The organism is Kineosporia rhizophila (genome assembly GCF_021277265.1).
GTDB lineage: Bacteria > Actinomycetota > Actinomycetes > Actinomycetales > Kineosporiaceae > Kineosporia > Kineosporia rhizophila.
The window spans coordinates 63,085-75,384 of sequence record NZ_JAJSOH010000030.1; the positions used below are offsets into that span (position 1 = coordinate 63,085).

11 protein-coding genes are annotated in these 12,300 nt (G+C 71.0%); 3 read left to right on the forward strand and 8 right to left on the reverse strand.

The window, feature by feature from the left end; all coding sequences use genetic code 11:
• Window positions 1-38: 38 nt before the first annotated feature.
• The 8 genes from LWF15_RS29930 to LWF15_RS29965 all read right to left on the reverse strand — a co-directional run bounded on the left by LWF15_RS29930 (window position 39) and on the right by LWF15_RS29965 (window position 7,871).
• Window positions 39-758 carry a TetR/AcrR family transcriptional regulator gene (locus tag LWF15_RS29930; RefSeq protein ID WP_232814325.1) on the reverse strand — a complete coding sequence of 240 codons (720 nt, stop codon included), beginning with the start codon at window positions 756-758 and terminating at the stop codon, window positions 39-41.
• Between the two features lie 92 nt (window positions 759-850).
• Window positions 851-2,395 carry a DUF4153 domain-containing protein gene (locus LWF15_RS37930; protein ID WP_232814326.1) on the reverse strand — a complete coding sequence of 515 codons (1,545 nt, stop codon included), beginning with the start codon at window positions 2,393-2,395 and terminating at the stop codon, window positions 851-853.
• Window positions 2,396-2,550: 155 nt separating this feature from the next.
• Window positions 2,551-3,648, reverse strand: coding sequence for a HAMP domain-containing sensor histidine kinase (locus LWF15_RS29940; protein ID WP_232814327.1), 1,098 nt, complete (start codon window positions 3,646-3,648; stop codon window positions 2,551-2,553).
• On the reverse strand, window positions 3,645-4,358 hold the full coding sequence (locus tag LWF15_RS29945; RefSeq protein WP_269811071.1) for a response regulator transcription factor: 714 nt from the start codon (window positions 4,356-4,358) through the stop codon (window positions 3,645-3,647). The genes LWF15_RS29940 and LWF15_RS29945 overlap by 4 nt, the downstream gene beginning before the upstream one ends.
• A 36-nt stretch (window positions 4,359-4,394) precedes the next feature.
• A complete protein-coding gene (locus LWF15_RS29950; RefSeq protein WP_408624310.1) occupies window positions 4,395-5,546 on the reverse strand; it encodes an AI-2E family transporter in 1,152 nt (383 codons plus the stop codon).
• Between the two features lie 211 nt (window positions 5,547-5,757).
• Window positions 5,758-6,222: a nitroreductase/quinone reductase family protein gene (locus tag LWF15_RS29955; RefSeq protein ID WP_232814330.1), complete on the reverse strand. Its 465-nt coding sequence runs from the start codon at window positions 6,220-6,222 to the stop codon at window positions 5,758-5,760.
• A gap of 57 nt (window positions 6,223-6,279) precedes the next feature.
• Window positions 6,280-7,500, reverse strand: coding sequence for an RNA polymerase sigma factor (locus LWF15_RS29960; RefSeq protein ID WP_232814331.1), 1,221 nt, complete (start codon window positions 7,498-7,500; stop codon window positions 6,280-6,282).
• Complete coding sequence (locus tag LWF15_RS29965) at window positions 7,497-7,871, reverse strand: YciI family protein (protein WP_232814332.1); 375 nt, start codon at window positions 7,869-7,871, stop codon at window positions 7,497-7,499. The genes LWF15_RS29960 and LWF15_RS29965 overlap by 4 nt, the downstream gene beginning before the upstream one ends.
• Before the next feature lie 138 nt (window positions 7,872-8,009).
• Here LWF15_RS29965 and LWF15_RS29970 point away from each other — a divergent pair, with 138 nt between their 5' ends.
• The 3 genes from LWF15_RS29970 to LWF15_RS29980 all read left to right on the forward strand — a co-directional run bounded on the left by LWF15_RS29970 (window position 8,010) and on the right by LWF15_RS29980 (window position 12,295).
• Window positions 8,010-9,293 (forward strand): sensor histidine kinase, encoded by a 1,284-nt coding sequence (locus LWF15_RS29970; RefSeq protein WP_232814333.1) that lies wholly within the window; start codon window positions 8,010-8,012, stop codon window positions 9,291-9,293.
• On the forward strand, window positions 9,290-9,970 hold the full coding sequence (locus LWF15_RS29975; RefSeq protein WP_232814334.1) for a response regulator: 681 nt from the start codon (window positions 9,290-9,292) through the stop codon (window positions 9,968-9,970). Before LWF15_RS29970 ends, LWF15_RS29975 begins: the two co-directional genes overlap by 4 nt.
• A 147-nt stretch (window positions 9,971-10,117) precedes the next feature.
• Window positions 10,118-12,295: an MMPL family transporter gene (locus LWF15_RS29980; RefSeq protein WP_232814335.1), complete on the forward strand. Its 2,178-nt coding sequence runs from the start codon at window positions 10,118-10,120 to the stop codon at window positions 12,293-12,295.
• Window positions 12,296-12,300 lie beyond the last annotated feature (5 nt).

Genomic DNA, 12,300 nt, shown 5'->3' on the forward strand with positions numbered 1-12,300 from the left:
TGTCTGGGGGAAGGGGCCAGCTTGTCTGGGGCAAGGGGCTAGGGAGTCGGGCGGGACGAGGGATCGGGACCGGCTTCGTTGCCGTCGGCGTGATGGCGGCCGGACCTGATCGCAATCGCCGGATCAGGTTCCTGAGGGGCCGGATCGGGGAACCCGGCGGCGAGCAGGTCGAAGGTCTCGGCCACGAGGACGGCCGCTTCGCCGGCCCGCCCGCCCTGGTGCCAGCGGCGCAGGGTGGCGTGGAAGGCGGAGGCCCCGACGAAGGCCAGCAGCCCGGGGAAGGCGTGGTCGGCCGGGACCCGCACCCGCTCGGCGATCACGTCGGCCAGGTTGGCCAGCGCGGTCTCGCTGCTGGCCATCAGCCGGGGGAAGAGCTCGGGGTTGCGCTCGAGCACCTTCATCCGCAGGGCGAAGACCTCGGGGTGGTGCTCGATCTGCTCCACCTCGTGCACCAGGCCGTACCGCAGCGCGGCCAGGGCGCTGAGCTCGGGCGGGGCGGCGCGCACCCGCTCGCACAGCCGCGCGGCCTCGTCGGCCTGATCGCTGACCAGGGCGTCTTCCTTGGTGGCGAAGTAGTTGAAGAAGGTGCGCTGGGAGACCCCGGCCGACTCGCTGATCGCCTCGACAGTGACGTGCTCGAAGCCGTAGTCGGCGATCAGGCTGAGGGCGGCGTGCACGAGGGCCTTGCGCGTGGCGACCTTTCGGCGCTCGCGCAGGCCCGGCACGCGAACGGCCTCGCCCCCACCCCCGTCGTCCATGCGACGAGAGTAGGGGGAATCTTGCAGCCTCTGCAAGTTTGCAGTTTATGAACGTTTCGCCAACGGGAGCTGAGCCGCCGCCCCCTGGTACCTCACCCTCGCCCGGACGACCCCGGGATCACGTCCGACACGCACGAAGGCGCGGTAACGATCTGGTCCTCGATCAGCCCCTGAGCCCGCGAGTGCGCGAGATTCCAGGCGTACCAGGGCCGGCCCCACGTCGTCGCGGACAGCACGCACCGCCGCACGTCCTTGGGCAGTTCCATCAGCGCCGGCACCGCATCCTCGGACAACTGCGACAGGTAGTAGGCGTCCAGGTCGTGTCCCTGCTCGAAGCGATGGACGTTGGCCGTGGCCACCAGCGCGTCCGGGCCGGCCACCGCCAGAGCCAGCAACCCCAGGCCGGCGGAACCGATGGCCAGCCGCGGCAGCCAGTCGGTGCGCCGCAGCAGCCAGGTCAGGCCCACCGCGAGCAGCAGAACAACCACCCACAGCTCGAAGGCACCGGCGTTCAGCCGGGCCACCGTCCAGCCGTACTCGTCCTGGTAGAGCCACAACCGGCTGAGCGCCGACACGGCCAGCAGCAGGGTCAGCGCCAGCAGCGTGCCGGCCCCGGCCCCCAGAAGCCGCCGGTGCTTCCCGCCCGCCGAGCGCCCCGACCAGGCGATCAGCAGCAGCACCAGCACGGTGACCACGATCAGCTGCCCGAAGCCTTCCCGGGCCCGCGCCGCATGACCCACCGTCGAGCCACCGAACAACTGCCCGGCCTCCACCGCCAGGAACGCCGCGATCGTGGCTGCGACCAGCACCAGCGGCACCATCCACTCGGCCGGGTGCCGGCCCTTCACCACACGCGACCGCTGCTTCAGGGTGCTCGAGGCGGCGAAGCCCAGCGCCAGCACGAACAGTGTCACCAGCACCAGAATGACCACCCGCCCCACCAGCAGGTCGGTCGGCGGCTCCTCGATCCGGAACCATTCCCCCACCGACGAGAGCAGGGACGCGAACTTGGCGTCCGCACTGGCCAGCAACGCCCCGATCACTCCCGCGCAGGCCACGCCCACTCCCACGCCGGTGAGCACCGCGACCGGAGCCTGGATCGGAAGACGCCGAGGAGTGTTGCGCTGCAGCGTGATCCCGGCCCACGGGACCGCCCGGATCACCGCCTCGAGCATCAGCGGCCCGGTCCCCAGAAGCGTGCTCCACTGCCGTACCCCCAGAGCGGCGGCGGCCGCGAGCGCAGCAGCGGCCAGTACGCAGACGAACGCCAGCCATTCGCTGGCCCGCACCACCGACACCGCGCTCAGCAGCACCACGAGCACGACCAGAGCCACGCTGAACAGCCGCGAGTGCACGTCGGTCACCGGCCTCGGCCGCACCGACAGCAGCACACCGCCCGCAATCAGCAGCGCGACCGCGAAGACGTTGATTCCCATCTCGGCGTCCGGGATCACCAGGGCCGCAACCGCTCCGGCCCCGACCGCCGCCAAGGGCAGAGCCAGCCGGGGCGGCGCCGGTTCGGCCCAGTGATCACGTGGCCAGATCGGAGGCAGCGGCTCCCCCGCCCCCGGACCCCAGGCCCCCGAGGAAACGGCCCCGGGAGAACCACCGGTCGCAGCCGTCGTCGTACTCGCCACCACGGTCCCCGTCACTGCCGGGCCCGTACCGGCAGTCGCCGAAGCGCTCCCCTGCGCGGCAGCACTCTTACCGGCGCCCGCCGAAGCATTCGCCGCCGCAGCACTTTCGGCCGCGGAACCCTTTGCCTTTGGCCCATCGTTCATGAGCCATCACGCTAGGACCGCCGCTGGGAGCGTTCCGGGGTGATCATGTGAGGATTCTGTGAAGGAATCTCCACACGAATCCGGCATCCGGCCCCGTCCGAGTCCACCACGTCGATCCGCCCGCCGTGCAGCACCACCACCCACCGCGCGATGGCCAGGCCCAGCCCCGTGCCCCCGTCCTGCCGTGAATCCCCCGGCTCCCCCGAGGCAAACCGCTCGAAGACGCTGTTCCAGCGTTCGCGGGGTATGCCCGGCCCGTTGTCGGTCACCTCGAGAACCAAACTTGAGGACGTTTGTCCCGCCCGCGCGCGGACGCTCACCTCTCCCCCGTCCCCGGCATGGCGGGAGGCGTTGTCCAGGAGATTGGTGAGCACCTGGGCCATCCGCCGGGGATCGAGGTCGGCGACCAGGTCCGGCGGCACGTCGACGGTGATCGAGGCGCCAGGCCGGGCCAGTCTCACCTCGGCCACCACCGGCTGGACCAGGTCGTCCACCGGCACCGGCCTGCGGTGCAGGGTTTCGGCCCCGCCGTCGGTGCTGGCCAGAGTGAGGAAGTCGGTGAGCAGCCCACCCAGCCGCTCGACCTGCCCCAGCACCTCGGCCAGGGCCTCGGGATCAGCCGGGCGCACCCCGTCCACCAGGTTCTCGACCTGTGCGCGCAAAGCCGCCACGGGCGTCCGCAATTCGTGACCGACGTCGGCCAGCAACCGCCGACGCTGCCGGTCGGCCGCCTCCAGCTGCGTGGCCATCGTCGTGAAGGCCCGCGCCAGCTCGCCGACCTCGTCGCGGCTGTTGGTCTGCAGGGCCGGGAACGGCCGTCCCGCGGCCAGTTCGCGGGCCGCCGCCGTCATCTGGCGCAGGGGCAGGGTCATCCCGTGCCCCACCAGCTGGCTCACCACGAGCACGATCAGGCTGGCCCAGATCATCCCGTAGCGCACCCGCCAGCCCAGCACCACCACCGCGTACCAGGTGACTCCGGCCGTGACCACCAGGTTCAGCCCGACCAGCAGGGCGAACTTGAGCTTGATCGAGGGCACCGGATCCAGGGGGCGCCAGCGGTCCCAGAAGCGCACGATCCAGTCCCCGGCCGCCTGCCAGGTCCCGCTCATGAAGGTTCCAGCGCATAGCCGACCCCGTGCACCGTTCGGATGCGTTCGGGGCCGATCTTGCGGCGCAGCGTCTTCACGTGCGAGTCGACGGTGCGCGAGGCGCCCGAGGTGGGCGGGTCGGGCCAGGCCCAGACCTCGGCCAGCATCTGTTCCCGGGTGACCACCCGCCCCGGCCGCTGGGCCAGGGCGTGCAGCAGGTCGAACTCGGTGCGCGTCAGGTGCACCTCCTGCCCGGAAAGCTCGACCCGGCGCCCACCGACGTCCACCATCAGGCCCTTACCCAGGTCCAGTTGTTCCGACCGGGAGACCTTGGCGCGGGCCAGTTCCTCGGCCCGCTGCACCCGCCGCAGCAGTGCCCTCACCCGGGCCACCAGTTCGCGGGGGCTGAACGGTTTGGTGAGGTAGTCGTCGGCGCCGACGCCCAGCCCGATCAGCCGGTCGGTCTCGTCGGCGCGGGCGGTGAGCATGAGCACCGGTACCGGGCGTTGTGCCTGAACCCGGCGGCACACCTCCAGGCCGTCGAGGCCCGGCAGCATCACGTCGAGCACCAGCAGGTCCACGCTGTCGTCGAAACGCTCTACCGCCACCCGCCCGTCGTGGCAGACCTCGACCGCGAACCCCTCCGCCTCCAGCCGGCGCCGCAGCGCATCGGCGATGACCGGGTCATCCTCCACCACCAGAACACGCTGCACAGGGCGAACGTACGGCATCCCGGCGGGCGGGTTCACGCCCGCCGGGAGAAGGAATCAGTCGCGGCGGAACCAGTCCCGCAGCCGGTTGGCGGCCGCCGGACGGTCGCTGGGGTTCTGCGTTGCCGGCGGGTCGTCGGTCTCGCGGGGGCCGTCGGTCTCCGCGACCACCGGCACCACGTCCTGCTCCCCCACCTCGGGTGAGGGGTGGTGCAGGTTGTGCTCGGGGGGCAGTTCCTCGGTGGGCTCGGAAAGCTGCTCGCGCAGGTAGCCCCAGATCACGGCGATCAGGCCGGCCACCGGCACGGCCAGGAGGCTGCCGACGATGCCCATCAGGCTTCCGCCGAGGGTCACGGCCAGCAGGATGACCGCCGCGTGCAGGCCCAGGCCCCGGCTCTGGATGATCGGCTGGAAGACGTTCCCCTCCAGCTGCTGCACCAGCAGGATGATGCCCAGCACGATCAGCGCCGCGGTGAAACCGTTGAACACCAGGGCGATCAGCACGGCCACGAAGCCCGCGAACAGCGCCCCGACGATCGGGATGAACGCGCCCAGGAAGGTCAGCACGGCCAGCGGCAGCACCAGCGGCACGCCGACCAGCCACAGCCCGATACCGATGAAGACGGCGTCGAGCAGACCGACGAACGCCTGCGAGCGCACGAACGAGCCGAGCATGTACCAGCTGCGGGTGGCCACGATCGGCACGTCCTGGGCCAGCCGGCCGGGCAGCTGCCGGGACAGCCACGGCAGGAAGCGGTAGCCGTCCTTCAGGAAGAAGAACATCAGGAACACCGCCAGAACGGCGGTGATCAGGCCGTTCACGATGGTGCTGACCCCGGTCAGGGTGACGCTGATGATGTCGCTGACGCTCTCCTGCACCCGCGCGACACCGGCGTCGACCGCCTCGTTGACCTGGTCGTCCTCGATGTTCAGGGGCGGCCCGGCCATCCAGTCACGGGTCTGCTGGATGCCCTGCTGCACACCGTCGGCCAGCTCCCCCGACTGCGAGGACACCGGCACCACGATCAGCACCACGGCCCCGGCCACGACCAGCAGGCCCAGGAGCGTGGTGACGCTCGCGGCCAGCGCGGCCGGCCAGCCGTGGTTGCGCAGGAAGCGCGAGACCGGCTCGGTCAGCGTGGTCAGCAGCAGAGCGATCACCAGCGGCCAGATCACCGACCAGGACGCGTTCAGCACACGGATGAACATCCACAGGCCGAACAGCACCACCACGATCTTGGCGGTGCTCCAGGCGGCGGCAGTCAGCGCGCGGTTGGCTTTGGCGGCGCTCATTGAACTTGGCATCACCGGCGGAGTCTGCACTGGTGACGGGCTGACCGCACTCTCGCAGGGCACTCGTTTGCCGTGTCTTGTCCAGGTCGTGACCTGAATGGATCATGTGCACCGGCGGACGGGCCCGTCAGCGCGGCTGGAGCACGACCACCGCCGTACGTCCCGGCCGCTGGGCGGCGTAGGCGTCGAGGTGAGGATCCAGTTCCAGCCACCGCGCCCACAGCCGCTCCCGTTCCGGCCCTTCCACCTCCCGGGCCAGCACCGGGCGACCTCGCCCGCCGGTTCCGGCCAGGTCGGCCACGGCCTCGGGCTGGGCGCGCAGGTTCAGCAGCCAGGCCGGATCGGGCGCGGCCACACCGTTCAGCGCCACCACGCACAGATCGGGCCCGTCGGCCAGGTACGAGAGCATGACCGACCGGGAATGCCCACTGTGACGGCCGGTCGTGGTGAGCCGCATCAGCCCCTCGTGCCCCGGCCGTTGCACCCGCAGCCCTTTGCGCCCGCCGGTCAGGACGTACAGCCGCCGGTGGGAACGCCAGAACGAGCGCATCACCCAGCGAGGTGGAAGTTTCGGCGTCTTACTGGTGGCCATCGGTGCTCCTTGATCAGCGTCGCTCAGGACGCTACGCGCCGACAACGAGCGCTCACATCAGGTACGGCCCTGATTCGCCCCCTGCGCATTGAGATAACGCTGTTCGGCGATGCTCGTGGCCAGCTCGGCCGCGCGCGCGTACTCGGCCCTGGCCGCCTGCTCCTGCCCGGCCGCCCGCAGCAGGTGCGCATGTACAGCGTGAACGCGGTGCTGGCGCCGCAGCGCCGGATCCTCGAGCAGAGGCCTGATCATGGCGAGCGCCTCGGCCGGCCCCCGTGTTTCGGCGACCGCGACGGCGTGGTTCAGGGTGAGAACCGGGCTCGGCGTCAGCCGCTGCAGCATCTCGTACAGCAGGACGATCTGCGGCCAGTCGGTCTGCGCCGCGTCTTTCGCTTCGGCGTGCACCGCGGCGATGGCGGCCTGCAGTTGGTAGGGGCCGACCGGTCCGGTGGGCAGGGCGGTTTCGAGCAGATGGACGCCCTCGGTCACCATCGCGCTGTCCCACCGGGTGCGGTCCTGGTCGGTCAGGGTGCGCAGGTTGCCGTCTGCATCCAGGCGCGCAGCCCGTCGGGCGTGGGTCAGGAGCATCAGGGCAAGCAACCCGGTGATCTCGGTGTCGGCGGGCAGCCGGGTGTGCAGCTGACGGGTGAGCCGGACGGCCTCGGCGGCGAGTGTGCTGTCGGTGAGCTCGGTGCCGGTGGTGGCGGTGTGGCCCTCGGTGAAGATCAGATAGAGGACGTGTGCCACGGCGCGGATGCGATCGGGCAGTTCGTGGGGTGGCGGGCTGGTGAAGCGGGCATCCGCCTGCCGTAGGCGGGTTTTGGCGCGGGTGATGCGGCGGGTCATGGTGGCCTCGGGCACCAGGAACGCTCGGGCGATCTGGGCGGTGCTCAGCCCGCCGACCGCCCGGAGGGTCAGGGCGACCTGCAGGTCGGGGCTGAGCGCGGGGTGGCAGCACAGAAGCAGCAGGGTCAGCGAGTCGTCCGTGTCCGGCGCGGCTTCCGGCCCCGGCTGTACGGCCAGACGTTCCTCCCGCCGCAGGCGGGCGTCCTCACTGCGCTTGTGATCGATCAGGCGCCGCTCGGCCACCCGGATCAGCCACCCCCGGGGACGCTCCGGGATCCCCTGCGCCGGCCACTGCACGTGCGCATCGGCCAGGGCCTCCTGCAGCGCGTCCTCGGCCGCCTCGAAGTCACCGAACTTGCGCACCAGCGCAGCCAGGACGTGCGGCGCACACTCGCGCCACACGTCCTCTGCTGTTGTGTCGGTCGGCGTCACTGCATCCCAGGGCGCAACTCGATCGTGCCCCCGGGCTGGGCGAACTGCGCCGCGATCTCCTCCGCGCGCTCGGGCGTGGCGGTGTCGATCACGAAGAACCCGGCCAGCTGCTCCTTGGCCTCGGCGTAGGGACCGTCGGTGACCAGGTGACCCTGCGGGCTCCACCCGTACAGCGTCGACGTGGCCGGGGCCGCGAGCGCCTCGGCGTGCACCAGTTCGCCGGACTCCGAGATCTCCCCCAGCAGGTCCTCGAACGCCTTGTCCGCCGCCTCGTGCTCCTCCGGGGGCAGCGCCTTGCCCTCCGGGGTGAAACGTGAGGTGGGGTGGCCCCAGGGGTCGGGGTTGGAGTGGATCAGGATGACGTACTTCAAGACTGGCTCCTGTCGCTCTGGGCTCGCCTCTGCCGCGGCCTCGAGGGTACGTCGGAGCCGGTGCTGCGATCCGGACACCTGCTCAGCCGATACCTTCCCCGGTGGACGCAACCGCAGGACAGCCGTCCGGAGTCCGGTGTGGAAAGGGTGCTCGTGAACTTCGTGTCCAGGTCGTGGACCTGGCTCTCGGCCGGCAGCCTCTTCGTGCTCGGCGGCGAGGCGTACGGGGCGCTGAGCGGCCCGGACGCCCCGAGCGTGCACCTGTCGCTCCTCGTCGTCCTGGCCCAGTGCCTGCTCGTCTGGCTGCGCGTGCCCGCCGCCCGGGCCTGGCTCCTGGGGATCTTGCTGTTCCTGGTGTTCATCGTCTCCGGCGACGGCCCGGCGACCGGCCTGGGCATGTGCCAGCTGCTGCTGCTGAACGCGGTGGCCTCCCTGCCGCGCTGGCGGGCGGTGACCGCCGCCGGGACCACGTTCGCCGTCGGCTGCCTGGTGATGGCGCTGCACGAGCCGTTCCCGGTGCTCGGCCTGGAGACCATCACGCTGATCATCTGGACGGCCGGGGCGGCCGGGATCGGCACCGCGCTGCGCTCACGGCGTCAGTACGTCGCGGCCGTGGAGGAACGAGCGCGCTGGGCCCTGGAGACCCGGGAGGCCGAGGCCCACCGCCGGGTGGCCGAGGAACGTCTGCGCATCGCCCGCGACCTGCACGACGTGCTGGGTCATCAGGTCGCGGTGATCCGCCTGCACACCGGGCTGGCCCGGCGCACGCTGCACAGTTCTCCCGAGCGGGCCGAGAGTGCCCTGCGCGAGGCCGAGTCGGCCACCCAGATGGTGCTGCGGGAGATGTCCAGCATGCTGAAGGTGCTGCGCGACAGCGAGTTCGACGGGCCGGCCCCGCCGGCCCAGGGCCTGGACGACATCGACACGCTGGTGCAGACCCTGCGTAAGGGTGGGATGGACGTGCTCCTGCACCGCCGCGGCGACACGGAGCGGGTGCCGGAACTGGTCGCCATGACCGCCTACCGGGTCTCGCAGGAACTCCTGACCAACGCCCGCCGGCACGGCGCCGGCCCGGTGACCCTGACCCTGGACATCGACGCCGACGTCCTGCGGCTCCGGTCCCACAATGCCGTTCCCGCCGCTGACGCCGCCGTGGTCCGGGATCGGGATGTCACCCGTGATCCGGAGGGCGGCTACGGTCTAATCGGCATGCGCGAACGGGTGCGGACGCTCGGCGGCCGGCTGTCCGTCTCCCGGCCGGACGGGACGTTCACGGTCACCGCCGAACTGCCCCTGAGCATCGACGCTCCCGAAACCACCGACGTCCTCGAACCCGTTGACGCAGCCGCAACCACCGACGTCCTCACACCCGTCGACGCAACCGCAACCACCGACCGTCCTGAAGAAAGAGACGCACCATGACCGGGGACGTCCGTGTCCTGATCGCCGACGACCAGGCCCTGATCCGGGTGGGGATGCGCGGCATCCTGGAGTCCGAGCCGGGACTGGCCGTGGTCGGGGAGGCCGCCGACGGTGCAGCCGCGGTGCGCGCCGTGCGGGCCGGTGGCGTGGACGTCGTGCTGATGGACCTGCGCATGCCCGGCACCGACGGGATCGAGGCGACCCGGCAGATCCTGGCCGACCCGGGCCTGTCCCCCGGCGTCGCCGTCCTGGTCCTGACCACCTTCGAGACCGACGCGGACATCCTGTCCGCAGTGGGCGCCGGCGCCAAGGGCTACCTGGGCAAGGACGCCGACCCGGAGACCGTGATCGACGCCATCCGGGTGGTGGCCCGCGGCCACTCACTGCTCTCGCCGCGGGCCATGACCACCCTCGCCTCCAGGGCCGGCTCCGCCCAGCCGGCCCGCCCGCGCCGCCCGGACGCCCTGGACGTGCTGACCGGCCGCGAACTGGAGGTCGTGGTCCTGGCCGCCAAGGGCCTGACCAACGACGAGATAGCCCTCCACTTCACCATTTCCCCGCTGACGGTCAAGACCCACGTCAACCGGGCGATGAGCAAGCTGGGCGTCAGTGACCGGGCCGCGCTCGTGGTCGCGGTGTACGACAGCGGCGTACTCGACGTACCGCCGCAGCAGTAGGGCGCACAGCACTACCGCCGCCGGCGTACACGCAGATCCCTTACGCAGACGACGACAGCACCTGCCCCAGGCCGCGATCGTGAGCAGGCCCCCGCGTGGTGAACGACCACCGCGTCTCCTTCCTTGCTCAGAAAGCGGCTCTTTCACGTGGCCCGACTTCTCTACCGGCTGGGCGTGTTCTGCGCCCGCCGCCGCCCCCTCGTCTTCGCGATCTGGCTCCTGGCCGCGGTCGGCCTCGGTGTCGGCGCGGCCACCGGCAACCAGTTCAGCGACGGCGGCTTCTCCATGCCCGGCTCGGAATCCAGCCGCGCCCTGGATCGCATGGAAACGCACTTCCCCGCGGCCCAGGAGAGCGAGGACACCGGCAGCCTGCAACTGACCCTCACCAACCGTACGGACTCCCCGATCGGCGTCGGCGCGAACCGGCGCGCGGTCGAGCAGATCCTGGAGCAGGCTGCCGGCCTGCCCAACGTGGCCGCCGTGAGCGACCCGTTCGACCGGCAGATGCCCTACGTCTCACCGGACAAGAGCACCGCCGTGGCCACGATCAGCCTGACCGGCGTCACCGACGACAACGCCGAGGCCCTGCACGAGCAGGTCGTGGACCTCGCCGAACAGGCTCAGGGGCTGGACGTCGAGGTCGGCGGTTCCCTCGGGGCCGGGGGCGCCGGGGAGGGCGGGCACGCCAGCGAACTGGTCGGCATCGCCCTGTCGTTCGTGGTCCTCCTGGTCACCTACGGCTCGCTGGTCGCGGCTGGCGCCAACATCCTGATGGCACTGGTCGGTGTGGCCGTAGGCCTGCTGGGCGTCCTGGCCTTCTCGGCCCTCCAGCCGATCAGCAGCACCACCCCCACCCTGGCCCTGATGATCGGCCTGGCCGTCGGGATCGACTACTGCCTGTTCATCCTGGCCCGCACCCGCAACGAACTGCGGGAGGGCCGATCCCTGGAGGACGCGATCGGACGGGCCGCCGGTACCGCCGGATCGGCCGTGGTGTTCGCCGGTACCACGGTGATCATCGCCCTGGCCGCGCTGTCGGTGGTCGGCATCGGTTTCCTCACCGAGATGGGCCTGGCCGCTGCCTTCACCGTCCTCGTCGCCGTGCTGGCCGCCCTCACCCTGCTGCCGGCTCTGTCCCGGTCGATGGGCCCCCGCATGATGCCGCGCAAGGAACGTCACGGTCGTCAGACGAGGAATGCGGACCGCCTGACCTTCCTCGAGCGGTGGATCTCGATCGTGGTGCGCCGCCCGGCCGTGGTCGCCGTCTCGGTGATCGCCGCCCTGCTGGTGCTGTGCATCCCGGTCCTGTCCATGCAGACCGCCCTCAGCACACCCGGCGGTGAGGACCCGGACAGCACCCAGCGAGCCGCCTACGACCTGATCGCCGAAAAGTTCGGCGCGGGCGCGCAGGACCCGCTGATCGTGCTGCTCGAGGGCGAGGACGTCCAGGCTCAGGTCGGGCCGGTGACCAGCACGATCCAGAGCCTGCCGGACGTCGCCCGGGTCACCCCCGCCGGCGTCAGCGAGGCCGGTGACGCCGCCATTCTCCAGATCACCCCCGCCAGCGGGCCAATCGACGAAAGCACCTACCAGCTGGTGCGGGACATCCGCTCTGCAGCATCGGATCTCGACGGCGTCCAACTTTCGGTGACGGGGCAGACCGCCATCGACATCGACCTCAACCACGCCCTCAACCAGGCCCTGATCGTCTACCTGATCCTGGTCGTCGGCCTGTCGCTGCTGCTGCTGATCGTGCTGTTCCGCTCGATCCTGGTGCCGGTGATCGCCACCCTCGGGTTCCTGCTGTCGGTGGGCAGCGCGTTCGGTGTGACCGTGGCCGTGTTCCAGTGGGGCTGGCTCAGCGGCCTGTTCGCCGCCCCGTCCGGCAACCCGCTGCTGACCTTCATGCCGATCCTGATCGTCGGCATCCTGTTCGGCCTGGCGATGGACTACCAGGTGTTCCTGGTCTCCCGGATCCACGAGGCCCACCGGCACGGGATGCGCCCGGTAGAAGCCATTCTCGACGGGTTCGGCCGCACCGCCATCGTGGTCGCGGCGGCCGCGCTGATCATGACCTCGGTGTTCGGCGCCTTCGCCATCGCACCCATGTCGATCATCGCCTCGATCGGCCTGGCCCTGACCGCCGGGGTCCTGGTCGACGCCTTCGTGGTGCGGATGATCCTGGTGCCCGCCCTGCTCGCGCTGCTGGGTGAGACGGCCTGGTGGATGCCGCGCTGGCTGGACCGGGTGCTACCGCACATCGACGCCGAGGGGGAGTCGCTCGAGACGGACGAGCGCCGGGTTCCGGTGTCCACCGCCTACTGACGCAG